A 24,746-nucleotide genomic window follows, 5' to 3' on the forward strand; every position below is an offset into this window, starting at 1 on the left:
AAGGTTAAGTGCAACTTTCCCACAGGTAGTTCCAGCACCTATACTGATTGCATTCAATCTCTAGGTAACTAATATATACCGGAATAGACTTGCAATTAGGTGCCCACTCGTTCACCTATTCGATGTGGGTCTTCAATCACTATGAGTGACGTTTTTATTATCAATGCTGATAAATGACGTTATGTCGCTTCTTAAAATGACGCGGTGCTATATGAAAGCAAAAGTTGAAGTTGACCCAAAAGGGCGTAAGAGCGTTGTTGATGCCTGTTCCGAACCTTGTGCGATCGAAAAAGGTATGAGGATTTTGGGCTCCAAATGGAAGGGCTCCATCATCTACCATCTCAAAGATGGCCCAGTGAGGTTTAATGATCTGTCCAGAATGTTGGGCGGCGCTAGCAAGAAGATGGTCGATCAGCGTCTAAAAGAGCTAGAAAGTGAAAACATGGTAATACGTCGTGTGCTCAATGAAAAACCCCTGGCAGTCAGCTACGAACTTACTGAGTTTGGCCGCAGTGCGTTATCGATTCTTGATGAGTTGAGAAAATGGTCTGAAAGCAACAATGTGCAACTCAAATAATGAATGTTCCGCTGAAATAGCGTGCGTAACCTTCATCGCTTCCCTCTATAACGTAACAAGGCAACCAAAACTGTTGCCTTGTTGTATCTCGAACCTAGCGGCTCAGTCGTCTAGCGTGCCACGAATAGGGTAATGGTTGTCTGGATTGCGAATCCATGCCAAACCTCGAGTCAGTGCTCCAAGTTCTGGCCTGACAAACGGGTTATTGGATAGATCAACCACGTGTAGGTTGCCGTGTTCATTGACAACAAACAACGCCGGCTCTCCAAAGTTATGGTCGGTTTCAGCTTCGGAGCGTGGTAGCGATATGTAAAGCCCTAATGTCTTCATTTGTTGCTCAGTAAGACCGTAGGCGATTGGGAAACTGATATCGAGCTTGTCTAGGTGTTGCTCCAATTGTTGCTTCGAGTCAGCAGAGACAGCCAGAATATCAACGCCCGCCTCACTAAAGGCTTGTTTATAGGTATCAATTTCATTCAGATACTTAGTGCAAAGTGGGCAATGTTTACCACGATAGACAAACACCGCTTGCCATGTTGCATCACCTTGAGGCTGGCCTAGCTTGACTGTGGTTCCATCCAGCTTTGTTGCCTCTAATGTAGGAAAAGCGTCACCCGCTTTGAGTTTTTGTGAGTAAGTCATCTCGGCTCCTGGGATTGAAGTCATTACTAACTAGAAAAAACGATAAGATACTAATAGACCAGTTGCAACCAGTATACTTTTAGTAACCTAGCTTTGATTCGTCTGAGCCATTAACTCAGTTAAGATCTGTTTGTAACCTTCCACTGGATGCGCACCAGACACCGCATGTTCTCTGTTGAAAATCACCGTTGGCACACTCGATATGCCCAGTTCTTGCCATTGTTTCTCAGTACTGCGGATTGAGTTACGTCGCTGAACATCATCTAGCCAGCGCATCCCTTCTTCAGGATCTAGGCCTACAGTGATGAGCTCTTGCTTGAGAATCTCACGGTCAGAGACATCTTTCTGTTCACTGAAAAATGCGCTAAATAAACGTAATTTTAGCTCAGTCTGCTTGCCTAAGCTCTTGGCGTAATCGAGTAAAAGGTGTGCATCAAACGTATTTACCATCTTCATGTCATCAAAGTAGTTAAACTTGAAGCCATGTTCAGCGCCAATGCTGGCGATACGAAGGCGCGCGTTGTGACTTTCCTCTGCGGTACTGCCATATTTACGAGCAACGTGATCTCGAAGGTTTTCACCGTCAGCAGGCATATCCGGGTTCAACTCAAAAGGCTGCCACTCGATCTCGATGCGATCTTCAATGCCGAGTTGTTTGATCGCCGCTGTTAAATGGTTGTATCCGATGATGCACCACGGACAGACAACATCACTAACAATGTCGAGCTTAATTGTATTATTCATATGGGTCCCCTACTTAAAGCACTGTGCTCAAAACAATCTTCTCAAAAGTGTGCGTCTAAGTGCGCTTCAAAGCGAGCAAAATCGTTCTCAATGTCGGCGTTTTTCATCACGTCGTAGCAAGCAAAGGTTGGCAGTGCAGACATACCAAAGAAGCGGAAGTTTGCGTGCATGTGGAACATCAAGTCATCGACACTACGACCTTGGAACAGGTACTCGCTATAATCATTAAATGACTCTTCTGGTGCATTGAATGTGAAAGACAGCATGTATTTTGTATTGGTACGAGTGCCGCCTGTTCCATAATTTTTCTTTGGCTCTTCCGGCGTTCGACCATCAAAGGCACACAGCGAACCGCCCATCCCCGCCGTGAAGACATCATCCATGTATTTTTTGAAAGACCACGGAATCGTCATCCAGTTGACAGGCGATTGGAGTATTACTCGGTCTGCCCACTCAAAGTTCGCCAGTTGTTCATCCACTACGATGTCATCTTGCATTGTGACAACGCGAACTTCATGACCCTTTGATTCTAACTGGGTGCGAGCTTTCTCTACTAAAGCCGCATTGAGTTTGCCTTCAGAAAATGGAGATGGCTCGTGTGCGTTAATGATTAGAACGTGACTCATGATATTAACCCTTCAATAATTGGCTGTATGACAAAGCGAGCAATAATCTCGCTGTGTTGCGGTTTATTATGGTTACCTACATTGCGAGTGCAATTAGTTAACTTTTAGTAACCACCCTGAAGGTTGATAAAAATTACATTAACCCAATGTTTAATATAACTTTAATTTTTTGCATTGGAGCAGACATATGAGGGGAAAGGCGAGTCTAGGTTACCAAAAGTAGACTAGTTGAATTCTTGGTCAGGTTGCCGCGGGTTTAGCGTCGGGAGATGCAAGCAGTGCTAAAACAGAGAATAGAAAGAAATGGGTAGTCTGTTATCTTGCGACTAGACATCTCCTGCTGAACATTATTCATGGGCTGTAACTGTGAAATTTTTCGTCGCTCATTGTTGCCTCGCTCCTTCTCAGGACCTGCGAACAGAATACCTGATCAGCACACCAATAGGCCAAGTCAATCTAATCCGTATTTTGATCTCTTATACTACGAAATTTTCCGTAGCTCGCCCCCAAAATTACACGTCGATTCACACAACAGGCTGATATTAACTTGGTTTCATAACAAATGGCAGAAAAATATACGGAATTCAAAGGCTGAAAAAGTCCGCCTATAAAGCGTTAGCTGACACCTACATAATTGAGATAGGAGTATTATGAAAGAGGATTTGAGAATATATGCCAAAGGCTTGGCATTTACTGGAGGTAGTTTTAGCCTGCGCTCTCTCGATGTATTTATTTCAAATTATCGATACATTCTATATCAACTCATAGCTGTTAGTTTAGGAAAGTCTAAAGCGGATAGACATATACGTGAACAAATTGACTATCAAGTAGAAATTAAAGAAGGTTCTATTGAGCTGTTGGTTGATTTCTTTATGAACAACAAGGCGCTTTTTGCGCCTCTTGCCGACGACGGTGGCTATCAACTATCCAATACAATTGTTTCATTGTACAAAGACGCTATTGCGTTAAGGGATGCTGTTGCAACCTGAATGATGGTTCGATCTTAATTGGTGACCCGAAGATTTTACTAGCTGCGCAAACGACCAAATCTGCCGTTGATAATGTCATAAAATCTATAGATGGCTCAAATGTAGAATATGTCGACTTTGGTTCGGGTGTAAATGATCTTCGATTACATGAAAAAATAAGAACTTACTAGGTCGTCGCAAAGAGGAAATACCCACGACACTCAATATTATCGGTCGATTGGATATGATTTCCGTGACAAAGAAATTGGTTTCCATATCGTCGACTGTTCGCAGTTGCAAATTGACTCAAACGTTTAAGTTAATCAGCTAACAAGTTACTCAAGTGGCCGTCATGGAGCTTGCTATACTCAAAGTGATAGAATAGTATCACTTTTGTATTCCTTTGGAGCAGCTCTCATGAAAGTAGAACTAGTTACATCACTCAAGCGTCAAGCAACTAAGATCCTCGCAGATCTCCACGACACAAAAGAACCAGTGTTAATTACTGAACATGGTAAGCCATCCGCGTATTTAGTTGATGTTGATGATTACGAGTTTATGCAAAATCGTTTGGCTATTCTGGAGGGTATTGCGCGAGGTGAGCGCGCACTAGCTGACGGCAAAGTGGTGAGTCATGATGAAGCCAAGGACAAAATGTCAAAATGGCTGAAATAATCTGGACTGAGCCAGCGTTATCTGACCTCAATGATATCGCTGAATACATAGCACTTGAAAATGTCGTAGCGGCAAAGCAGTTAGTACAAACGATTTTCTCTAAAGTCGAACGCCTAGAAACTTTCCCTGAATCAGGTCGTATTCCGCCAGAATTAGAACATTTAAGTTATCGTGAAGTTGTCGTTAATCCATGTCGTGTTTTCTATAAACAGGACAGTGACAAAGTCTATATTCTGTTTGTTATGCGTGCTGAGCGAGATTTGCGTAAGTTCCTGTTGAGTAAGCAATAACCTTTGGGGGTGAGCGCCATACAAGTGTTTAAGGCTACAAGATACTTTTCCTCATCTGACCTGATAGCTTTGGGCAGATGAGCTAAGAAGGTGTTGTCCAAATACGCGTTAACCCAATACAACCCGGCATTGAGATAACCGCAGTGATGGAAAGTCAGTGATTTCAGTGCCCTGATCAAGGCTCAATCTATCCGAGTAATAAACGTCTGCTCGTCTTCCACAAACGCGACAAAGCCGCCGTGATAGATAAACACTCGGCCACGTCCCTCTACGAGACAAGCGAGCTGTGGGTTCAGATCTTCTTGGTTGCCTTGGCTTTGAAAAGTCCCCGTGTCGGTGATAACGCCACTGAGCCTAGGCAAATAACCGTACGTGCGCTTAGCTTGATCAATCAAACTCAATTCGCTTGCGGTAGAAAAGCAACGGGGTATCGCACCTGCGTCTTCAATAAATAACGTTTTAAACTCTTCAAAAGCGGTAATCACCAGCCAGTCGATACCGTTTACATGATGGATGAACATAGTGTTTCTCGTTGATTTTGACGCGGGGATCTTATCACTATCAGGGGCAGCACCTCTATACATAGGTGTTCTTGTTTCAGGTGGAGCGTACGCTTGACTCGGATGACATGGCTTTCGAACCAAGAAGAGTCGAACATCGACATCTGCAAATAGTCTTCACCGCTTTCACTCCGCCTTCGCCACAAAAATCACCGCAATCCCGCCAAGCACCAAAGCCGAAGCCAATACAGCACTAAAGGTGATGGTCTCACCAAGCCCAATAGAACCGGCGAGAAAGGCGATCACCGGAACGGCGAGTTGTGCGATGGAGGCCTTGAGCACGGTGATCTGCTTGAGCACTTGATACCAAAGGATATAACCCAATCCTGAGGCGGCGATACCCGAGGCAAGCGCCCACATCACGCCCGAAGAGGTTAGGGTGACATCCATAAGCAGCGCGGGGCTGGCGAGCAGTGCGAGGAGGCTGGCGAGAATAAATCCGTGGGTAATCGCAACGGATGCGACACCGCTTTTTTTGCCAAGCACGGTAAACATCGCCCATGCAACGCCAGAGGCCAACATCAAACTCGCTGCGCCAAGGCTCGGTGATTGCGCGGAGGGCAGCATCAGAACCACAAAACCCGTCACCGAGGCCAAAATACCGACTTTCTCCAGCTTAGTCAGCGCATTGCCTGAGACTACGTGATAGGCAATTAACGTCATTTGCACCATACCAAACAGCAGTAGCGCGCCCGTCCCTGTGCTGAGTTCGGTATAGGCGTACGAGAAACACACCGCATACACAAACAGAGCGATAGCAGACCACCAACTGAGCGGCGAACGGAGAAAACCGAGCGACGCCTTACCGTGAAAGTGACCGCGCATAAACAGTAAAAGGGCTAAAGTGACCGCACCGGAGAAGAGACGCAGCAAGGTGAAGCTGCCCGGGTCAATCGCGCCGCTTGCCAATGCAAGACGACAAAAGAAGGAGTTGGCGGCAAAGGCGATAAGCGCCAAGCACAAGGTCATCATGTGGGGCATAATGCGAGAAAATCCAATCTAAGAGGGTATGAGCGTCCGTTACGTGAAGCGCCAGTATACCCCAGCACTTAGCGTGCGCGAGCCAATAAGCCCGCGCGGTTTAGTCGAATCGTTTATGACTCATGCCTTTCGGTTATGGTGGCTTAAATACGCCTGCGCGCACTCTCTGCCCATATATTTGCCCAAAGTTCTGGCGGGTAATGACGTCAGTTCAACCACAATCAAACCATCTAAAGCAAAATGAAAAGCAGGGTCAACATTGAAGCAGACCAGTTTGCCATTTAGCCCCAGATATTGCCGCAACAGGACCGGCAACCCTACCCCACGCTCTAAGCGCTGCAACACTTTCGACAATAATGGCAGTTCGGCCAATGAACTGAGCATGTCGGGTCGCCAGAAGGTGTTGCCGCTCTCTTTCAGTGGCGTGGTGGGTCGAACCAGTTTCGCCTTGTCTTGATCGTAATGATGCACCGTCATCACCGATGCGATGAGCTGGCGCGCCACCGGGCTGTAATCGTTGCTAATGCTGACAGGTCCAAACAAATGAGTATAGCGAGGGTGGCGCGCCACAAACACCGCAATCCCTTTCCAAAGGAGCAGCAAGGAGTGCAGATTTTTTTGGTATTGCTCGGCGACCACTGAGCGGCCAAGTTCGATGGATTGCCCCAACTGGCTAACAAACGCGTGATCGTACTCGAACAGGCTGCGAGAATAGAGCGCCTCAATGCCGCCTTGCGCGGTGAGCTCATCCACCAAACCGAGTCGATAAGCGCCCACCAACGCGCGATCGCCGCGATGCCACACAAAGAGTTGATGGTATTTGGGGTCGAAATCATCGACATCACAGCCGCGTCCTGAGCCTTCACCGACGGCGCGAAAACTCTCCTCTCGTACTCGCCCGATCTCTTGCATCATGCGCGGCATCCTCGCGGTGGGCACGCAGTAGACCACAAACTCGCCCTGTTCGAGCAGTTGAAAGTCGCTGAGCGTCGCCATCTCTTGCTCGAGTTCTGCTACTGCAATGGGGGCGATGATCGGCTGCTGGGCACTTTCAGGAGATCGCCGAGTTGCTGTATTCTCCTCTCGACTGCCCATCAAATAGGTGTTCAGCCGCAGATAGTGGGTCAGTTGCTGATCATCATCGAAATGTTGCAGTTCAGAAAACGGGATCGGCGCTCCGACTGAAACAGAAATCGTCTGCCCGGATTTATTGAGCAGCTCACGCCCAAGCATGGCCGTTCTCAATAGCGGATGCACACGACCGGCTTGATAGAACCATTTGCTGTTCATGCCTTGAATAAAAATAGGTACGGTTGTCGCCTCGGCATGGCGGACAAACTTCGCCACCGACTGGCTCCACGCTTTATCGGTGATTTGCTTCGCATCGGCTTGCCATGCCGACACTTCTCCCGCAGGAAAGAGAATCAGCACTCCGCCCTCTTTTAAGTGCTGATTGGCCTCAGCAATCGCGCGCCGATTGGTGGTTCTTGCCCGCTCACCGCCGAACACATCCACGCCGATGAACAGTGAATCGAGCTCTGGTATCCGCTTAAGCAACTCATTGGCCAGCACTTTGACATCTTTGCGTACTTGCGCCACCAGCGAGGCTAAAATAATGCCCTCAATACCGCCAAATGGATGATTCGCGACAATCACCACAGGGCCTTCCTGTGGAATGGACGACACACTGCCGTGATCAACTGAATACTGAGTGCCGATTCTCGCCAGCGCTTCATGCATAAACTCAAAACTGTCTTGTGGCAGCGCCGCTTGTTGATACAAGGCATCCAACTGCGACAAACCGGTCGCCCATTCAAGCGCTCTTTCGCCAACACCGAACGGGGTTTTACGTGGTAAACGAAATGGACTGGCGTACATAATCACATCCTCTTGATGAACAAACGTGGCGCGTCAACTCGCCGCTGGTCTATTGAGCAATCAAACCTGGCCAGTTTTGGTCGGCTTGTTGAATGTGCAGAGTGCGCGCGCTGTCCCATCGCCCTTTGATGTCCGCGTTGTAATTGAGGTACAACTTGCCGTCGTCAATCGCCCACTGCTCAGGATCGGAAGGGGCAAAGTCGCTCTTCTCAGACACCGCCCAAGCACAGTAGCCACCATACTGCGGAGCGTACTTTTCCGGCTCTGCTTCAAACATCGCTAAGTGCTCAGCGGATGAGAACAGCCATTGCGCGCCTTGGTATTCGGTTGTCCATTGGCTGTCACCTTTGACCGCTTGGCCTTGAGTGAAATACGCCACGGTATCGTAACCGCTGACCGCCTTATTACTAAAAAACGAGGTGGAGATAAGATCCGCCGCGTTGGCGGAGACGCTGACCAAAAGCAGCGCAAATAGACGTAGTAGTTTCATGTCATGACTCCTTGATACTGGTGGGTAGGTCAATACTGGTTGGCACGCGGTAGTGGCGTGCATTTAGGGATAAATCGGCCAAAGGGCCTACGTCGAGCGCTTGATAGCCCATGATTTTGTCGGTAGGACTGACATGGACGGTCGTAATACTGACGGTGCGCGCGTCCTCTCTGGCCATCAATGGCGAGAGATGAGGCCGCTGGGTATCGTGTCGGGTATGAAAACGCTCACCGAGCGTGTCATCATTCGACTGAGAGGCCAAGTCAGCAAACAGGCTAGTGCGATAGTCGAGCGCGTCATAAAAGAACCGACCAGACGAGACAATCGGCGCCACCGCACGATGATGGCTGAGCGCTTGGCCATCCCATGTCCACATCACGGTTTCATTCGCGTTGCGACGGGTATCGAACGAGACCACAGTAAACGGGGCATAGTGACTCAAGTTCAGCGCCAACATTCTTCTGTCCACTTCTTGACTCGATACACTGCTGGCAAGCTGCTTAACGATTTGCCCGCGACTTGTCAGTGGTCCTTGGGGCATCTGCCCTTGGTAGAAGTTGAGCAGACACACAGTCACGCCATACTCATTGGTCGCGATCCAACTGCCACCGCCTTCTGGATCAAGTGGCATCAGGCAGTTAACCTCCTCCAACTGCATGGCTTGGGGCTCAGTGGCGGGCTGCCTAGTTCGCTGCTCATCACGGTTAAAGTATACGCGGTAATGACTCACGCCCTGATAGGTCCAAGATAAGGTGCACATGTTATTGAGCCCTCTGATAAGTCGCGGTCGCCGGAGCCACGCCAAAACCCGATTCCACTTCGATGCCGCGCAGAGACGCCACCACTTTCGCCATCGCAAAGTGATGAGTGGCGTGCAACGCGGCAAAGGTAATCTCGCGTGCCAAGGTGGATTCCACCTCTTCGACTTGACGCTGAGACATCATCACTTCCGATTCCACACTCACTCGCGCTTGGAGTGCATCTGGCGACAGTTGGCATAGCCAATCCACCAGCTGCGCTATCTCTCGCTCGGCCACGCGGCAATCTCGCTCGACGGGATGGCCGCGCCGACGCACGTTGTAATCGATTTTGCTCATTTCGCCATGTGGTGGCGCTTGGTCTTGCCCCTGTGCATGGCGAATCGCATGAAACAGATCCAACCAATGGCGAAAATGCTCACCAATCGAGCTCGATACATGGGGCGCGGCTAACGCAACGTAGTCGTCATTGCTGAGCACACTGAGAAACCGTTGACCTTGGTGCAAGGTTTCAATGCCGCCTAGCACCGCGCCAGAGAGGCTCGCCCTATGTTTATCGCTGAGCATCGCTCTCGCGGTGAGAGTGGCGGGAGAAGTCATCGCTTTTTTCATCATCATTCCTTTGATCAATCCGTCATGGGGTAGCGCTGCGTTAACGCTTTCTCCTCTCGCCAAGCGTTGAATAACGCCGCCAGAGAAGGTGTGTTCACCCCGCGTTGCTTATGCTGAGAGCCAATTCGGTACAACAAGCGGTACTGTGTCAGTAAGGTGCTAAAGATGTGCAGCAATGGGGTATCGCTATCCCAGATGTGCGCGGCTTCACTGCTCGCACCATTGATTTCCAAAATATCAAAGCGCTTGCCCTGCATCAGCGCGGTGATGGTGTCGAACTTGACGTCAAGACGGCCGTAGTGAAACCCTTCAAACTCACCCAACACGTCATCGAGCGTCGCTTCCAACTCCGGTGTGATAAAGGCGTTGCCGTTGCGAAAAATCGCGCCTCGAGAATGACTGCCCGCAAACGCCAGCGGATACTCTTCGCCCTTTTTCACCACGCTCTCTAACTTGGCCTCATGACGCGGCAAATAGAGATGTTGCAGTCGCCCAGCGCGCGGGCAGCGGGCGATCAATTCTCTAAGCGTCGAAACACCATCGCCTTCCACAAAGGGGGAGTATTTGAGTGTCATCGAGATGACTCTGCCGCGCTTCTCCCCTGGCTGGCGCACGTAAAAGAGCCCGGCTTCTGCGCGGTAACGGGATTTTTGTTGCAAAAGAAAACGACCACCGGCAGGAAAATGCGCTAAGTAACACGCCAAATCGTCCGAGTCATTGATGAGCTTGACCCCAGCGCCGCGACAACCCAAATCAGGCTTGGCCACCAGCGGGAAATCGAGCCCGGCATCATGCAGCGCCATCATCGCGTTATTGAGAGCTTCGGAGTTTGACGAGTCGCCCACCTCGACAGTGATGTAGGGCAAAATCCACTGGCGAGTTTTCCCTCCTGCACTGGCGAAAATGTCGCTTTTTGACTCGCCCACCATGCCGCTTAACTTGATGGTAGGGTTAGCGATAAGTGGCAGTGCCCAATCTAGGTGCCTTGCGCTGAGGAGCGCGCTTTGCACCACAACCGGCGCATAAAAAAACCACGCAGGCAGAAACTCAAACGGCGAAATCACTCGTTTTGGTTTGCTCAGTACGGGCATCCCTGCATTGACCTTCCCTTGCGGGACCACTTCCACATCACGATTGTGCATTCTGTTCACTTCTCCAATACTGTTGCGCTGCGCGGTTTAATGCCCACAGCGCGAGCAATCCTACAGGTATCATCAACCAGCGAGTCCATGCATCCTCACTGCCTATCCAACCGCCCACTTGATAGAAAGAGGTAAAGATCAGTGCCGTCCACATGGCTGTGGCGATAAAAACGGCCAAAAGAAACACCGGCAACGCTATGCCTAGAAACCCACTGACGGTGTAACTCACGCTGCGCATTCCCGGTACAAAGCGGACGATGAACAAGGTTACAAAAGCATTGGCATTGAGCGTTTTACACAGCCGACGGGCTCTATGATGTCGAAAACAGCGAACCTTCAACCAACCGATGCGCTGTGCTAATCGCCCGAGGGCATAGAGCGCCAAATCGCCGCTGGCAATACCGATAAAAATCGCCAGCAGCGCCCACTCCACCGCCATCACTTGATTAACCGACAAGGTCGCTGCCGTCACCAAAGCGAGATCTTCAAGTAAATAGGAAAGGAGGATCAGCGCGATCATCATCCACCCCAGTGAATGGGAATGAGACAAAATCCAAGCGTTGAGTGTGTGTGCCATGTCCATCTGCCTTCTCTGCTCCATGATAACCACCGCCACTAACGGGGGAGAATCACAGTGAAAACGACTGTGAACCCCGCGATGCAACGATGTCTTATTGAACAAGATAGGGAATAGACGAAGAAAATTTCATTACAGGGTAGATTTGTGTCGGACAAGAAGCATCGACCTCTTAGTCAGACTTGCCGCCATCGATAGGAAATGGCACCATCCCTTGCGGTTTACAGGCGTTCGTAAAGTAGAGGAATGAGTATGGGTTATTGGTATCTAACCATTGCGATTGTGGCAGAAGTGATCGCGACGGGCGCGCTGAAAGCTTCAGACGGGTTTTCCAAGCTCACGCCCAGTCTCTTGGTCGTGGTGGGGTATGGCGTGGCGTTCTATTTTCTCGCCATGGTATTGAAGACCATTCCCGTTGGCATTGCATATGCGATTTGGTCGGGGCTCGGCATTGTGTTGATCACCGCTGTCGGTGCGGTGGCGTTCGGTCAAAAGCTCGATTGGGCGGCAGTGATTGGCATGTTATTGATCATCAGTGGCGTGATTGTGATGAACGTCTTTTCTCAATCGGTCAGTCATTAAAAGGGTAGTGATTGACTCAATCAGGCAACAATGTGTCAAAAAAAAATAGAAAGGTGTGGTTTTGAGGCCACACCTTTTTGCTTATCTATTGGTATTGTAGCTTCGCTTATCGCAGGCGAATTACGCCAGTTTCAACTCGTGTTGCTGGCGATAGAGCACCATATCTTCAATGGTCAGAACTGGCATCGAGTGCAATTTCCCAAACGCGACAATCTCCGGCGTTTTACACATGGTGCCATCCGGGTTCATCACCTCACACAATACGCCAGCAGGTTGCAAACCCGCCATTTGCATTAAGTCGATGGTGCCTTCAGTATGGCCACGACGAGTCATCACCCCACCTTTGCGCGCGCGCAGCGGAAATACGTGTCCTGGGCGCGCTAAATCGTCAGGCTTCGCATTAAGGTTAGCGGCGGTTTTGATGGTGGTGACGCGATCTTGCGCCGACACGCCCGTTGTCACGCCCACTTTGGCCTCAATAGAGACGGTAAACGCGGTTTGATTGGCACTATTGTTGTTTTCAACCATCGGTGGCAAGGCCAATTTGTCAGCTTGCTCTTCGGTCAAGCACAAGCAAACAATACCGCTGCATTCGCGGATCATCAGCGCCATCTGCGCATCCGTGAGGTGCTCAACCGAGTAAATGATATCCCCTTCGTTTTCACGATCTTCATCATCGAGTAACAACACACCTCGACCTTCACGTAAGGCCGTCAATGCGCGTTCAACGCGGGTAATTGGGTCGCCGAATTCGGCAAGTAGTGATGACTGATTCATGGTTAACTCCTAAATTTCACCAGAATCAGGGCATAGAAGAGTTCTGGCGTCAGCGCCAGATAAACGAAATCGCCCCCACGACGGTGGCGGCTTGGTTTCATTCTCTCTCATCCGGACTGTAACCGTCGGCTCTGGCTTCTCACCAGATCTGCTGACCTCGACGTATCGAGCGCTCGCGGGCTCACCCATTCGGGCATACCGCCGGTGGGGAATTTCGCCCCGCCCTGAGAATAAAGTAATCGCTGCTTGTGCAGCGCGCTGATTGTAGCGCGGCAAATGATAAATGCCAACGCTCCGCACGGGGTTTGCGCTAAGATAAAGCCATACACCCTGCAAGGAGCACAGCATGCCTCAACACGAGAAACTCAATTACGTCGAATTGGCCGCCCACGATTTTGAAGCCACCAAAGCCTTTTTTAGCCAAGCGTTTGATTGGCGCTTCACCGATTACGGCCCCGACTACACGGCGTTTGCCGACCAAGGGCTCGACGGCGGGTTCTTCAGAGCCGACGCCAAGAGCCAAACTGCATCCGGCGGCGCGCTGTTGGTGTTCTATAGCCAAGACATAGAAGCAACACTGGCCAAAGTGATCGCCAGTGGCGGCGATGTCATCAAACCCATTTTCGATTTCCCCGGGGGCTGTCGATTCCACTTTCTAGAGCCCAGCGGCAATGAGTTTGCGGTGTGGTCTGAGGGCCGATAAACAGCAAAGCCCTCACGAGGAGGGCTTTGTCATCAATCACAGGCGACTTAGAACGTCACGTTTAGACCAACAAAGTGAATACGGCCGTCGAAGGTGCCTTTGATGCCTGCACGTTCAATGTCTACTTCACCTAAATCAGCGTATTCGTAGAACATGTCAAACGTGTACCCATTCCACTCGGTTGCTGCACCCACTGAGTAGCGCCATTGCTCGCCTACTGGCACGTCAACCCATTGTAGTGAGGCGTCGTTTTGCGGTGAACTTTCGTAAGAGATACCCGCTTTTAGACGCCAGTCCGCGTTGAGGCGGTAATCTGCGCCCAATGCTAGTTTCCAAACGTCGCTCCAATCGCGTTTGATCGGATCTGGGCTAACCACAGTACCATCAGCCATCACAAAATCTAGCGGTAGCTCTTTCCACTCACTCCAACGGTGCCATTGTGCACTGGCTAATAAGTTTAGCTCCGAGTTAACTCCCAAACGGGCACTGATATCGTAGATTGCTGGTAGAGCAACTTCTGTCGAAGCTCCAACTAATGGTAAAACATCGCTCGTGGCTTTCGCGTCGATATTATGTTTCACCTTAGAACGGTAGCTAAAACCAAAATCTAGGTCGTCATTGTGACGGTACATCGCACCAAACGTTACGCCCATTGCCCAATCGGTTTCTTGCTCGATAGACATAGCCGACGTCTCTTGCTCAAACGACACATAGTTGATTTGAGCGCCTGCACCTACAGACCATTGTTCGTTAAGTTGATACGAAATTGTTGGGTTGATTTGCAGCAGCATCAAAGTAGTACTTTCTAGCAAAGCGCTCGCGTACCAATCATTTCCGTAATCTAAGCTAGAACCACCTGCGGCGCCAAAACCAATACCAAAATGCATCTCATCTGTAATCTGACGAGCGTGGAAAACAGCAAGAGCAGGCTGTGTAGAATGACTCGAACCATCTTTATCTTCAATGTCATCACTATAATTGAGTTTGAGATCAAACCCCATCGCGTTCACTGTCGTCTTGCTCTCACCCATAAATGACATCGTCGCTGGGTTGGTCCACATTGCAGCAGCAGAACCGGTGTAAACACCGTCACCTGCACCTGTAGTACCTGCATTCGCCACCACAGCTTCTTGAAGTAGAATACCGCTGGCACTTGCCATCGCAGAGGAGAACGCCACTGCCGTCATAAATGGCCATTTCATTGAACGAGCAATTGAGTTGGGTTTGAACATAAAAAAGTCTCACTGAAAGTGTGCAATTTAAAAACTGCTACTAGTGTAGAGAGAGTTCCCCTTTTTTTCGGAATACCGATTATTCCAACCCTTGCTGTGACGCTTATCACGCACTGGTTGATTGAATCCGCCTTGGTGTATACTGCGCTCCACCCATTAACACCTTGACTGTTATCCTCTTATGAACAAGCAACCTATCAACAAAAGTCTACTCACCAACCTCATCGCCCTTGCACTGCTTGCTGGCGGGATTCAATCCGGTCATCAGATCGCGTTTTATGCGGGTCTGTTTGCCTTTTCAGGCGCCATTACCAATTGGTTAGCTGTCCACATGTTGTTTGAAAAGGTGCCGGGACTGTATGGCTCGGGTGTAATACCTGCGCGTTTTGAAGAGTTTAAAGCCGCCATCAAACAGCTGATGATGAGTCAGTTCTTTACCGATGAAAACATCGACAAGTTCCTCAACAAAGAGATGGCCGGTGAGCACACGCTCAATCTGCAACCTGTAATAGAGACCATCGACTTTAACCCCACGTTCGATTCTTTGGTTGAGGTGATCGCCAACTCATCCTTCGGCGGCATGTTGGCGATGTTTGGTGGCAGTGACGCGCTGGCACCACTTAAGCAGCCTTTCGTTGAAAAAATGCAGCAATCGGTGATTGAAATCAGCCAGAGCGATAACGTCAAGCAAGCGATCAAAGCGCAGCTTGAAGCGCCTGCCATGATGGATGAGATCAAACAGAACATTGAACAAATCATCGATCAACGCTTGAATGAATTGACACCTGCGCTAGTCAAAGAGATGGTGCAAACCATGATCAAACAGCACCTAGGCTGGTTGGTGGTGTGGGGCGGTGTATTTGGCGGCTTGATTGGTGTGGTGTCGTCGTTTTTTGCCTAACTGACACGCCTTTCTACTCCCTATATTGAGCGCCAGCAACACTGGCGCTTTTTTGATCCTCAGTTATTTTGTGTGGAGGCTTGGGCTGGATTTGAAGCGCCAACGCTAGTGCTGCCCAGACTCCCTTCGCAGCGAAGTCAGCATCACACTGAGCAAAATTAACCCCGCGCCGAGACTTTGCGCGAAGGTAAACGTCTCTTGCAACCACAACATGGCAAACAGAGCACCGAAAAGTGGCTCGCTGCCCATCAACAGCGCGACACGAGTGGGAGAGGTGCGGCGCACCGCGTAATTCTGTACATAGAAAGCAAAGAGCGTGCAAAACGCGACCAGATACAGCAGCGTCACCCAGAAGATGGACTCAGTGGGCAGGTGCCATTGAGACTGGGGCAACGTGCTCAAGACCAAGAGAGCGGCAACGCCAGCAACAACCGCTGATTGAATCGCGGTGAGTGTGGTGGTCGTCACGGCGCGACCGAGGCTGAATCGCTTGGTGGTGGTCACCATCAGTGCCCGTAGCAGCGCCGCAATTAGAATCAGATAATCCCCCAGCGTGAAATCGACACGCGCCCCATCGCTACCGGTCAGCAGCAGTACGCCAACCACGCTGGCGACACACAACAATACCAGAGACCAGGCGACCTTCTGGCGGTTCACCAACACTTCAGCCAGCGCAGTGAACAATACGCAAAGACTGATTAAAAACGCCGCGTTCGACGCTGTGGTATGCGCAACACCAAACACTTCACACAGGAAAATAGCACTTAAAATTGCTCCGGTTGGCAGCGCAACCACCCAATCTTTGTTGAGCCCTGCTTTGAAATCTCTCACCACCAATGGCAACAACACCAAGGCAGTGATGGAAAAACGTAACGTAATGAACATTAACGCCGAGGTGTAAAGCAGCGCACTTTTAGTTAACCCGTAGCTGGTGCCCCAAAAGATCGCCACCAGCAGCAGTAATCCTTCGGTAATGGGTAGCCGCTGTGCGAGCCGCAGAGTTTGCGTTCCTTGCATCATTTTCTCCCAGAGTGGTTGACCCTCCCAGTATCCACAAGTAACTTAAATGAAACAATTGGTCGATTTTGCAAAGGATAATTGCACCATGGACACGAATAAACTTATCCCCTTACTGGCTGAAATGGCGGTGTTTGTTACTGTGGTGGAAGAAGGAAGCTTCGCCAATGCGGCGGTGAAATTGGGTGTGGCGCCCTCATCGGTCAGCCGCTCACTGCGGCGCCTTGAGACAGCGCTGAAAGAGCAGCTCTTGGAGCGCACCACGCGTCAGATGCGATTAACCGCCACAGGGCAAGAGGTGTTCCACCTTTGTCAAACCATGCTAGGGCAAGCCAAACTTGCGGTGAGCGCAGCACACGCCAACAAAGAGGCGATCGCAGGGCCGCTTCGCGTTGCCGTGCCGAAAGCGCTTGCCAAGCAAGTGCTTATGTCACCCATATTGACGTTTGCTAAACAGTACCCCAACGTCAATCTGACCCTTAAAGTGGAAGACCGCTATCTCGATCCCATTCATGACGATGTCGATGTGGTCATCCACATCACACCGAATCCTGTGGAAGGTTTAGTCGCGGTAACGCTTGCCCCTTGCCAACTTGTACTGTGCGCCAGCCCAGAGTACCTAGCGAAGCATGGTACGCCCGCACACCCCAATGACCTGCGCCATCATCAATGTCTCTGTTTGGGTGAATCCCCCAAAGATCGCATCTGGCGGATGACTCAAGGAACACAAACGGTAGCTGTCCCTGTCAGCGGTCATCTTGCCGTGAATCACAGTGAGATCCGTCGCCAAGCCGTACTCGAAGGGCTGGGTATTTCGTTGTTCCCTGAATTTGTGGTCAGAAATGAGTGCCAACAAGGCGTTTTACAACCTATTTTGAGCGACTGGCAATTAGCGGGCAGCTATCAAGGTCAAATCATCGCCCAATATCCACAATCGCCCTTTATCCCTTCTCAGGTCAAAGCGTTCGTCACGCACCTGAAATCAGCGCTCGCGCTCTGATCAGCGAGTCAATAACAAGGTAAAGGTGAAATACCATTCCAAAAATTAGGGATATAGAGGTTCACAAATGTGAGATCTTCACAGAAATTTCACATTGAGGTGGCATTTGTAGTGTGAATTGTATCACTCTTCACGTATGCTTAACTTGCTCATAAAAGTGCATATACAAGGAGAGTGCTATGAAGCGAATGGGAGTATTAGCCATGGCGATACTAGTGGCCACCAATGCCACTGCGTCAGAGCCCAAACCCGCGACACAGGCAACGATTGATGCGAACAACCAACTCAAGCAAAGTCTGCCATTCAGTGACACCAAAGATTTCGATAACGCGCAAAAAGGGCTTATCGCGACTCAGGATGTCGTTACCATTAAAAACCAAAACGGCGATGTTGTTTGGGATTTAGAAGCCTACAAAAAGTACATCGGCCTTGATAAGCCATCACCCGATACCGTCAACCCAAGTTTGTGGCGTAATGCGCAATTAAACATGATCAACGGCCTGTTTAAGGTCACCGATGGTATTTACCAAGTTCGCGGCTACGATTTGTCGAACATCACCTTTATTCAAGGGGATACAGGCTGGATCGTATTCGACCCACTCATCTCTCAAGAAACCGCAAAAGCGGCACTCGACTTCATTAACAGTGAACTCGGCGAGCGTCCTGTTGTGGGTGTCTTCTACAGCCACAGCCACATTGACCACTTTGGTGGGGTGCGCGGTATCGTCGATGAGCAAGATGTCATCGACGGAAAAGTGACCATTATGGCCTCCCCTGGCTTTACCGAGCATGCCGTATCTGAAAACGTGATTGCAGGTAATGCGATGGGTCGACGCGCAGTGTACATGTATGGCGCCCTGCTTCCACGTAACGAAAAAGGCGGCGTCAATGGTGGCTTGGGTCAAACGACGTCAACCGGTCTTGCGACCATGATTGCCCCAACCGACACCATTGAGAAAACCGGTGACGAACGCGTGGTCGATGGCGTGAAAATGGTCTTCCAATACACACCAGGCACAGAAGCACCGACTGAGATGAACGTCTGGTTCCCTCAGAAAAAAGCGTTGTGGATGGCGGAAAACACCACCAACACCATGCACAACATCCTTACACTCCGTGGCGCTCAAGTGCGTGATGCGCTGAAATGGTCAAGCTACTTGCAAGAGACCATTGAACTATGGGGTGATGATGTCGAAGTGAAATTCCAAAGTCACCACTGGCCAATGTGGGGCCAAGGCGACATCGTCAAATACTTTAAGAAACAGCGTGATATGTACAAGTACACGCATGACCAAACGGTCCGTTTGATGAACCAAGGTTATGTGGGTTCTGAGATTTCTGAAATCATCCAATTCCCAGAAGAAATCGACAAGACCTGGAGCAACCGCGGTTACTACGGCACCCTACGCCATAACAGCCGTGCGGTTTATCAACGTTACATGGGCTGGTACACCGGTAACCCATCGGATCTGAACAACCTGCCGCCAACCAATGCTGCTGTGAAGTACGTTGAGTACATGGGCGGCGAACGCGAAGCGATCAAAAAAGCACAAGCCGACTTTGACGCGGGTAACTATCGCTGGGTCGCGGAAGTGATGAAACACGTGGTGTTTGCTAATCCACAGAGCAAAAACGGTAAAGCACTCCTCGCTGATGCCTATGAGCAGTTGGGTTACCAAGCGGAATCTGGCCCTTGGCGTTCTGTCTACTTGCAAGGCGCTTACGAGCTGCGTAACGGCACACCAAGTACGGGCGGTACCAACACTGCATCGCCAGATATTATCAAGAACATGCCACCAGAAATGCTGTTTGATTATCTCGCGGTACGTTTGTTACCAGAAAAAGCGGCTGGGAAGAACTACGCCATCAACATTAACTTCACTGACCTAGATGAGAAGTACACCTTGTACGTTGAGAACTCTGTGCTCAATCACACTCATAAGCAAGCAGAGAAGCCGGATGTGGCGTTGACGCTGACCAAAGCGACACTGGATGACGTCCAATTGGGTAACATCACTCTTGAGCAAGCCATTGCTGATGGTTCTATCACGCTCGACGGTGACGGCGATGTGTTCAAAGACTTTGTCGGTATGCTTGATACCTTCAACTTCTGGTTCAACATTGTGACACCTTAAGGAGGCGTTATGATGAAACAGGTCGCGACGTTGCTCACCTGCTCAGTCATCACGCTGGCAAGCCCAATCAGTTGGGCTTGCTCTTACGATGGGTTGTTCAGCAACCCATTTAGTGAGAGCTATCCTGGGGCACTGGATGTCTCCATCGCCACGCAAAAAGCGTTACGTGCACAGTCTATCCAATTGCCTGAAAAGCTTGATGGCGCCCAAGGCCTAAGACGCGCCAGTTGGTGGCTCAATCTGATGGTCGACATCTACCCAGAGTTACCGTCTGGTACGTATGTGTATCTGGTCGACAGACAGTTGTGGTCGCAGCGCAGTGAGCAAAGCATGGTCGTCCATGTCACGCCACCACCGCAGGGTGTTAACGTTGTTCAGTTAAGCGAAGCCGCTTTACATAACTTGATTTCTAACCAGATCTCACTTGAGCAGGCGCGTGAATTAGGCTTGCTGACCGAAAGCTAAGCAACGCATTATCAAAAATAAAAAGCCACACCCTAGGGTGTGGCACAAACAAAAAGTAAGGCAGTGGATTATTCACTTTTTGCACTGACCAGTCGCCAATTCGGCAACCGAAATTCTTCGATTCATTTCGACTCGATTTTGCCTAGCAGGCGCCATTTCTGCCCCTCTCAGCCATGAGCTTTACGACCTAATCAATAGGTCTCAAATACACCCTGATTGTAGTCGCGTACTGCTTGTTCAATCTCTGCCATGCTGTTCATCACAAAGGGACCATAATGCACGACCGGTTCGTTGATGGGCTCACCGACGAACAACAAAACGCCAGAATCTTTGTTGGCGATCAAGGATGCCGAGTCGCCAAGAGTCAACAGAGCCATTTCACCTTGGTTTACGCACTGGCCACCCAATTGGATCTCTCCTTGATAGACAAACAGCATCATATTGTGATGTGCCGGTGTGCCAATGGTGACCTGCTGACCAGCTTGGGTGCGCCAGTCTGTCACGGACAGGGGTACACCCGTATCGGTCAGTGGCCCTCGCTGCACCTCATCGTCAATCTCAATCTCACCCGCTAAGATACGAAACAGACCTGAATCCTTGCCGACATACTCGGTAATGGTTTCTGGCTGAAAATCAAAGTACTTGGCAGGCTGCATTTTGTTCTTGGCGGGCTGGTTGATCCAGATTTGAAAACCATGCAGATCGCCCTCTTCCATAATCGGCATCTCACTGTGGATCACACCACGGCCTGCGGCCATCCACTGAGCACCACCACTGCGTAGCTCTCCAACGTTGCCCATGTGGTCACGGTGCTGGAAGTGCCCTTTCATCATGTAAGTCAGGGTTTCAATACCACGGTGCGGATGAGGTGGAAACCCACCGACATAATCGGCTTTTTGATCAGATTTCAGTTCATCCATCATCAAAAATGGAGAAAATGCCGTGTTGTTAAATCCAGCGACACGCTGAATTTTCACACCATCGCCGTCAGAGGTGGCGTGGGCAGGGATCAGTTGGCGAATTTGTCGTTGGGTGGTCATCACAGGTCTCCTGTTAGGCGATGAAAACAGTGTATCGCCTCTTATCACTAAAGAAGACTCGGTCAGGTTGAGCTAGATATTCGAAATTTTTGAATAATGAGAGATCTCTCGCCACTGCCATCGCAATAAGTCGTTACTATCCAGCCAGTTAGCATAGGGAATAGGGAGCGACCGATATGAGTCTTCGATTCTGCCCGCAATGTCAGAGTGAAACCGAGTACAAAGAGTGCATCAAGCAAAAGCCCTCGCCGTATGGAAAAAGCCGAAAAGAAACCGTAAAAGCCTTTTTCTCTGGCTTTTTTAGCGGTATGGTCGTGGGCCCGGCGTTGGCCTCGTTAGAATTGATTGATCGTTACGAGCAGTGCCAAACGTGCGGGCATCTGACACTTGATAACCACGGAGAAGAATTTAAGTAGCCACAACAGCTTCTGCGCTGTCGGTTCACTGTATTGTCATGTTAGTTATATCCAATACCGTCACCTTGAGTGACTGGGAAATCCAATTAACCGCCATTCGCGCTCAAGGCTCTGGCGGCCAGAACGTGAATAAGGTGTCATCGGCCATTCACTTGCAGTTTGACATCAAACGCTCTACCTTGCCCGATGTCTACAAACAGCGTCTGTTGACGCTTTCGGACTCTCGCATTTCAAAAGAGGGCGTGATTACCATTAAGGCGCAGCAGTATCGCACCCAAGAACAAAATCGTGAGGATGCCCTGACCCGCCTAGCCGACCTGATCCGCAGCGCGATGGTGGTACAAAAGAAACGCCGCCCAACCAAACCGACCCGCGCCTCCAAAGAGCGCCGTCTGAAAGCCAAAGGCATCAAGGCCAGTACCAAGGCGCTACGCGGTAAACCCTCGTTCTAGCGCACCGTAACATCGCTTATACAAACGGTGACTCGGAGAAAGACAGGCCTACGGATCAACAAAGCTCCACGCATGACATGGAGCTTAGATCTACCCAAGTCGGAGCAATACGCAATGCCGCTCGCTCACATCATCAGGTATGGGCGGCTTTATTTATGAAGTTGTTGGAATAAATCGTCTTTCATTTGCGCGCGACGCAATTTGAGAGTGTGCATTTCTTCGTCGCTGATAGGAGAGTCTCGGAGTTCGAGGGTACGTATTTGTTTGTCGATGGCGTTGTATTCTTTCATCTGGTCGTTGAAGTTTAGGTCGGTTTCTGCGAGCGATAAAATGTCATCCTTATGCTCTGGAAACTCTTTGAGTAGAGAATGGTCTTCACCTAGCATATTTGCACCTCGTCCTGTCGGTTGTGTTGTACATTTTTTAACCTTAGCACCTCTTACCGATCAGAAATGGGACATTCATCGATTTGTCAGGATCCGATCCATTATCACTCGGTGATAAACTCGGGTTTAACCGCAAAGACGCCTTAGTAGAGTTGATGATCTTTGAGTGGCACCTCGAGTGCATTGGTCGATCCTTTCTCAGGCCCACCCACCATCTCATCATACGCACTCTCGTGTTTGAGAACCTGCTGCGTCGCATTGAGTTTTCGACAGCGCTTTTGCATCTCCACTAATGAGTGTGTCACTAAGCGCTTGCCAGAATTGTCCATCACAGAGTATCGCTCGCCATCCACTTCGACACTGGCTTGATAAAGTGCCAGATCCAGTGAGTGAATAATCAGTTTATCGAGATAAAAAAACTGCTCCAACTTGCTCAATGGCATCTCCATGTCCACCTCTTTTACCGACTTTACTTGCATGCGATTAAACTAGTCTTTACGTCGGTCACGAGAAAAAGTTCAGCTTAGAAAAATTTAAAAAATAATCCTGATCGGTGCCAAACTGCACACGTATCAACCAGCGAATCCAACACAACACAGGGACATTCGTTATGATTCGCAAAACACTAATGACGTTCGTTATCGCTATGAGCAGCCTTTTGATGATGTCGACTGCAAACGCTAACCACCACGGCATGAAAAAAGACATTGTCGATGTCGCCGTAGAGAATGGTAGCTTCACCACACTGGTCGCCGCTGTCCAAGCAGCAGGACTGGTAGAGACATTGAAAGGGGACGGTCCTTTCACGGTACTTGCGCCCACCGACGACGCGTTCGCCAAACTGCCTGAAGGTACAGTAGAGATGCTTCTCAAGCCTGAGAACAAAGACAAACTCGTATCTATTTTGACCTACCACGTCATTCCAGCGAAAGCGATGGCTGCCGATGTCGTCAAAATGGATAAAGCCACCACCGTCCAAGGCCAAGATGTGATGATTAAAGTGATGGGTGACAAAGTGATGGTCAATAACGCTAACGTTGTCATGACTGACGTCAAGGCAAGCAACGGCGTCATTCATGTGATTGATACGGTCATTATGCCAAAATAGGTAACCAGAAGATTTTATTCAAAGCGGCGCTCTGCGCCGTTTTTTTGTGCCTTTTGAATCACGTAGGCCACAGCTATATTCATCACTGCTGGTTGCTCATTTTGGAACAAACTGTCCATAATGATTGGGCGCCTCGGCTAATGCATCTAACACCGCCTTTGTGCACAATAGCACTGTCATCACTTACCTTCGGAGCACAATCATGAACGAACAAAAAGTTATTCTAATCACAGGCGCGACCGATGGTATTGGTCTATTGACTGCAAGCCAACTTGTAAAGCAAGGGCATCGCGTATTGGTTCATGGCCGCAACCCTGACAAGCTCGCCAAAGTGGTTGAAACGCTTAATCAAGAACATAACACCACACTCACAGCCTTTATCGCCGATCTTTCTGTCCTCAGCGATGTGCAGCGATTGATTGAACAAGTGAGCGCCACACTGGGAGAGACACCACTTGACGTGTTGATCAACAACGCAGGTATCTTCAACGCGCCAGCGGACAAAACGCCCGATGGCCTCGATATTCGCTTTGCCGTCAATACGGTCGCACCTTATCTGCTGACCCAAGGATTGTTGCCACTCATTCCTGCCCATGGGCGCGTAGTGAACCTCTCTTCTGCAGCGCAAGCCAGTGTGAGCATTGAAGCCCTGCAAGGAAAAGGTCACTTGTCTGACAGAGAGGCTTACGCGCAAAGCAAGCTAGCGATTACCATGTGGTCTCGCGCACTGGGTGAAGCACATCGACACTCGGGGCCAATGATTGTCTCGGTTAACCCGAAATCACTGCTCGGTAGCAAAATGGTCAAAGAGGCGTTTGGTATTGCAGGTGGCGATCTCTCCCTTGGCGCCGACATTCTCGTTAGCGCCAGCCTAGATGACGCCTTCAGAGGCGCAGGCGGACGCTACTACGACAACGATATTGAAGCCTTTGCGCAGCCTCATCCAGATGCACTAGATGATAGAAAGGTGCAGGCGGTGATCGATGCGATAGAAGGGATAGTCGAGCGTTAA

Annotated in this window: 31 protein-coding genes and 1 riboswitch; of the genes, 14 read left to right on the forward strand and 17 right to left on the reverse strand. The window is 49.8% G+C overall.

What is annotated here, in order from left to right; all coding sequences use genetic code 11:
* The first annotated feature begins 211 nt into the window (after nucleotides 1-211).
* Nucleotides 212-577, forward strand: a complete 366-nt coding sequence (locus AC6R1A_RS07975; protein WP_334553241.1) for a winged helix-turn-helix transcriptional regulator — start codon at nucleotides 212-214, stop codon at nucleotides 575-577.
* 102 nt (nucleotides 578-679) lie between these two features.
* Here the strand turns inward: AC6R1A_RS07975 and AC6R1A_RS07980 are convergent, their stop codons facing one another.
* The 3 genes from AC6R1A_RS07980 to AC6R1A_RS07990 all read right to left on the reverse strand — a co-directional run bounded on the left by AC6R1A_RS07980 (nucleotide 680) and on the right by AC6R1A_RS07990 (nucleotide 2,589).
* Nucleotides 680-1,219: a redoxin domain-containing protein gene (locus tag AC6R1A_RS07980; protein WP_500633408.1), complete on the reverse strand. Its 540-nt coding sequence runs from the start codon at nucleotides 1,217-1,219 to the stop codon at nucleotides 680-682.
* A gap of 87 nt (nucleotides 1,220-1,306) precedes the next feature.
* Nucleotides 1,307-1,963, reverse strand: coding sequence for a DsbA family oxidoreductase (locus tag AC6R1A_RS07985; RefSeq protein ID WP_500633407.1), 657 nt, complete (start codon nucleotides 1,961-1,963; stop codon nucleotides 1,307-1,309).
* A 41-nt stretch (nucleotides 1,964-2,004) separates the two neighbouring features.
* The gene (locus AC6R1A_RS07990; protein ID WP_500633406.1) at nucleotides 2,005-2,589 is read right to left on the reverse strand and encodes an NAD(P)H-dependent oxidoreductase; all 585 of its coding nucleotides are present in this window, start codon (nucleotides 2,587-2,589) and stop codon (nucleotides 2,005-2,007) included.
* A gap of 650 nt (nucleotides 2,590-3,239) precedes the next feature.
* Here AC6R1A_RS07990 and AC6R1A_RS07995 point away from each other — a divergent pair.
* From AC6R1A_RS07995 to AC6R1A_RS08005, 3 genes are all read left to right on the forward strand, one after another.
* Nucleotides 3,240-3,578 (forward strand): hypothetical protein, encoded by a 339-nt coding sequence (locus AC6R1A_RS07995; RefSeq protein WP_500633405.1) that lies wholly within the window; start codon nucleotides 3,240-3,242, stop codon nucleotides 3,576-3,578.
* 396 nt (nucleotides 3,579-3,974) lie between these two features.
* Nucleotides 3,975-4,232, forward strand: a complete 258-nt coding sequence (locus AC6R1A_RS08000) for a type II toxin-antitoxin system Phd/YefM family antitoxin (protein ID WP_005448240.1) — start codon at nucleotides 3,975-3,977, stop codon at nucleotides 4,230-4,232.
* On the forward strand, nucleotides 4,220-4,522 hold the full coding sequence (locus AC6R1A_RS08005) for a type II toxin-antitoxin system RelE/ParE family toxin (protein WP_086495638.1): 303 nt from the start codon (nucleotides 4,220-4,222) through the stop codon (nucleotides 4,520-4,522). The genes AC6R1A_RS08000 and AC6R1A_RS08005 overlap by 13 nt, the downstream gene beginning before the upstream one ends.
* Before the next feature lie 182 nt (nucleotides 4,523-4,704).
* On the opposite strand, the gene AC6R1A_RS08010 is transcribed toward AC6R1A_RS08005, so the two are convergent.
* The 8 genes from AC6R1A_RS08010 to AC6R1A_RS08045 form a co-directional block, all read right to left on the reverse strand.
* Complete coding sequence (locus AC6R1A_RS08010) at nucleotides 4,705-5,043, reverse strand: cytosolic protein (RefSeq protein WP_500633404.1); 339 nt, start codon at nucleotides 5,041-5,043, stop codon at nucleotides 4,705-4,707.
* 165 nt (nucleotides 5,044-5,208) lie between these two features.
* A complete protein-coding gene (locus tag AC6R1A_RS08015; RefSeq protein WP_500633403.1) occupies nucleotides 5,209-6,063 on the reverse strand; it encodes a DMT family transporter in 855 nt (284 codons plus the stop codon).
* Nucleotides 6,064-6,183: 120 nt separating this feature from the next.
* Entirely contained in the window at nucleotides 6,184-7,941 is a 1,758-nt protein-coding gene (locus AC6R1A_RS08020) for a bifunctional lysophospholipid acyltransferase family protein/GNAT family N-acetyltransferase (RefSeq protein ID WP_500633402.1), read from the reverse strand.
* A 49-nt stretch (nucleotides 7,942-7,990) separates the two neighbouring features.
* Nucleotides 7,991-8,431: a YHS domain-containing (seleno)protein gene (locus AC6R1A_RS08025; RefSeq protein ID WP_500633401.1), complete on the reverse strand. Its 441-nt coding sequence runs from the start codon at nucleotides 8,429-8,431 to the stop codon at nucleotides 7,991-7,993.
* A gap of 1 nt (nucleotide 8,432) precedes the next feature.
* Nucleotides 8,433-9,191: an NRDE family protein gene (locus AC6R1A_RS08030; RefSeq protein ID WP_500633400.1), complete on the reverse strand. Its 759-nt coding sequence runs from the start codon at nucleotides 9,189-9,191 to the stop codon at nucleotides 8,433-8,435.
* A 1-nt stretch (nucleotide 9,192) separates the two neighbouring features.
* Nucleotides 9,193-9,756, reverse strand: coding sequence for a hypothetical protein (locus AC6R1A_RS08035; protein ID WP_500633440.1), 564 nt, complete (start codon nucleotides 9,754-9,756; stop codon nucleotides 9,193-9,195).
* Between the two features lie 59 nt (nucleotides 9,757-9,815).
* The gene (locus AC6R1A_RS08040) at nucleotides 9,816-10,943 is read right to left on the reverse strand and encodes an ATP-grasp domain-containing protein (RefSeq protein ID WP_500633399.1); all 1,128 of its coding nucleotides are present in this window, start codon (nucleotides 10,941-10,943) and stop codon (nucleotides 9,816-9,818) included.
* Nucleotides 10,930-11,526: a DedA family protein gene (locus AC6R1A_RS08045; RefSeq protein ID WP_500638886.1), complete on the reverse strand. Its 597-nt coding sequence runs from the start codon at nucleotides 11,524-11,526 to the stop codon at nucleotides 10,930-10,932. The genes AC6R1A_RS08040 and AC6R1A_RS08045 overlap by 14 nt, the downstream gene beginning before the upstream one ends.
* Before the next feature lie 246 nt (nucleotides 11,527-11,772).
* Here AC6R1A_RS08045 and AC6R1A_RS08050 point away from each other — a divergent pair, with 246 nt between their 5' ends.
* Nucleotides 11,773-12,102 (forward strand): DMT family transporter, encoded by a 330-nt coding sequence (locus tag AC6R1A_RS08050; protein ID WP_334553205.1) that lies wholly within the window; start codon nucleotides 11,773-11,775, stop codon nucleotides 12,100-12,102.
* Between the two features lie 120 nt (nucleotides 12,103-12,222).
* Here AC6R1A_RS08050 and ribB read toward each other — a convergent pair whose 3' ends face one another.
* Nucleotides 12,223-12,879 (reverse strand): 3,4-dihydroxy-2-butanone-4-phosphate synthase, encoded by a 657-nt coding sequence (gene ribB, locus AC6R1A_RS08055; RefSeq protein WP_500630916.1) that lies wholly within the window; start codon nucleotides 12,877-12,879, stop codon nucleotides 12,223-12,225.
* 95 nt (nucleotides 12,880-12,974) lie between these two features.
* Nucleotides 12,975-13,115, reverse strand: a riboswitch (FMN riboswitch).
* A 110-nt stretch (nucleotides 13,116-13,225) separates the two neighbouring features.
* On the opposite strand from ribB, the gene AC6R1A_RS08060 reads away from it, so the two are divergent.
* Nucleotides 13,226-13,582, forward strand: a complete 357-nt coding sequence (locus AC6R1A_RS08060; protein WP_500634186.1) for a VOC family protein — start codon at nucleotides 13,226-13,228, stop codon at nucleotides 13,580-13,582.
* A gap of 47 nt (nucleotides 13,583-13,629) precedes the next feature.
* Here the strand turns inward: AC6R1A_RS08060 and AC6R1A_RS08065 are convergent, their stop codons facing one another.
* Entirely contained in the window at nucleotides 13,630-14,796 is a 1,167-nt protein-coding gene (locus AC6R1A_RS08065) for an OmpP1/FadL family transporter (RefSeq protein WP_500634191.1), read from the reverse strand.
* Between the two features lie 214 nt (nucleotides 14,797-15,010).
* Here AC6R1A_RS08065 and AC6R1A_RS08070 point away from each other — a divergent pair, with 214 nt between their 5' ends.
* Entirely contained in the window at nucleotides 15,011-15,715 is a 705-nt protein-coding gene (locus AC6R1A_RS08070) for a DUF445 domain-containing protein (protein ID WP_500634190.1), read from the forward strand.
* Nucleotides 15,716-15,820: 105 nt separating this feature from the next.
* Here the strand turns inward: AC6R1A_RS08070 and AC6R1A_RS08075 are convergent, their stop codons facing one another.
* Nucleotides 15,821-16,735, reverse strand: coding sequence for a DMT family transporter (locus tag AC6R1A_RS08075; protein ID WP_500634185.1), 915 nt, complete (start codon nucleotides 16,733-16,735; stop codon nucleotides 15,821-15,823).
* 85 nt (nucleotides 16,736-16,820) lie between these two features.
* Here AC6R1A_RS08075 and AC6R1A_RS08080 point away from each other — a divergent pair, with 85 nt between their 5' ends.
* The 3 genes from AC6R1A_RS08080 (at nucleotide 16,821) to AC6R1A_RS08090 (ending at nucleotide 20,332) form a co-directional block, all read left to right on the forward strand.
* Entirely contained in the window at nucleotides 16,821-17,732 is a 912-nt protein-coding gene (locus AC6R1A_RS08080) for a LysR family transcriptional regulator (protein ID WP_500634184.1), read from the forward strand.
* A gap of 179 nt (nucleotides 17,733-17,911) precedes the next feature.
* Nucleotides 17,912-19,867, forward strand: coding sequence for an alkyl/aryl-sulfatase (locus AC6R1A_RS08085; RefSeq protein WP_500634183.1), 1,956 nt, complete (start codon nucleotides 17,912-17,914; stop codon nucleotides 19,865-19,867).
* 9 nt (nucleotides 19,868-19,876) lie between these two features.
* Entirely contained in the window at nucleotides 19,877-20,332 is a 456-nt protein-coding gene (locus AC6R1A_RS08090) for a hypothetical protein (RefSeq protein WP_487903001.1), read from the forward strand.
* 191 nt (nucleotides 20,333-20,523) lie between these two features.
* On the opposite strand, the gene AC6R1A_RS08095 is transcribed toward AC6R1A_RS08090, so the two are convergent.
* Nucleotides 20,524-21,372, reverse strand: coding sequence for a pirin family protein (locus tag AC6R1A_RS08095; protein ID WP_500630920.1), 849 nt, complete (start codon nucleotides 21,370-21,372; stop codon nucleotides 20,524-20,526).
* A gap of 176 nt (nucleotides 21,373-21,548) precedes the next feature.
* Between AC6R1A_RS08095 and AC6R1A_RS08100 the strand changes: the two genes are divergently transcribed.
* Together AC6R1A_RS08100 and arfB are read left to right on the forward strand one after the other, a co-directional pair.
* Entirely contained in the window at nucleotides 21,549-21,788 is a 240-nt protein-coding gene (locus tag AC6R1A_RS08100) for a hypothetical protein (protein WP_500630921.1), read from the forward strand.
* A 38-nt stretch (nucleotides 21,789-21,826) separates the two neighbouring features.
* Nucleotides 21,827-22,240: an alternative ribosome rescue aminoacyl-tRNA hydrolase ArfB gene (gene arfB / locus AC6R1A_RS08105; RefSeq protein ID WP_500634182.1), complete on the forward strand. Its 414-nt coding sequence runs from the start codon at nucleotides 21,827-21,829 to the stop codon at nucleotides 22,238-22,240.
* A gap of 149 nt (nucleotides 22,241-22,389) precedes the next feature.
* On the opposite strand, the gene AC6R1A_RS08110 is transcribed toward arfB, so the two are convergent.
* Both AC6R1A_RS08110 and AC6R1A_RS08115 read right to left on the reverse strand, forming a co-directional pair.
* The gene (locus AC6R1A_RS08110; RefSeq protein WP_334553188.1) at nucleotides 22,390-22,626 is read right to left on the reverse strand and encodes an HP1242/YdcH family protein; all 237 of its coding nucleotides are present in this window, start codon (nucleotides 22,624-22,626) and stop codon (nucleotides 22,390-22,392) included.
* Between the two features lie 143 nt (nucleotides 22,627-22,769).
* Nucleotides 22,770-23,075 (reverse strand): DUF6482 family protein, encoded by a 306-nt coding sequence (locus tag AC6R1A_RS08115; RefSeq protein WP_500634189.1) that lies wholly within the window; start codon nucleotides 23,073-23,075, stop codon nucleotides 22,770-22,772.
* Between the two features lie 179 nt (nucleotides 23,076-23,254).
* On the opposite strand from AC6R1A_RS08115, the gene AC6R1A_RS08120 reads away from it, so the two are divergent.
* Together AC6R1A_RS08120 and AC6R1A_RS08125 are read left to right on the forward strand one after the other, a co-directional pair.
* Nucleotides 23,255-23,734: a fasciclin domain-containing protein gene (locus AC6R1A_RS08120; RefSeq protein ID WP_500628207.1), complete on the forward strand. Its 480-nt coding sequence runs from the start codon at nucleotides 23,255-23,257 to the stop codon at nucleotides 23,732-23,734.
* A gap of 202 nt (nucleotides 23,735-23,936) precedes the next feature.
* Complete coding sequence (locus tag AC6R1A_RS08125) at nucleotides 23,937-24,746, forward strand: SDR family NAD(P)-dependent oxidoreductase (protein WP_500634181.1); 810 nt, start codon at nucleotides 23,937-23,939, stop codon at nucleotides 24,744-24,746.

The organism is Vibrio sp. R10-SG3-ISO3 (assembly GCF_059834225.1).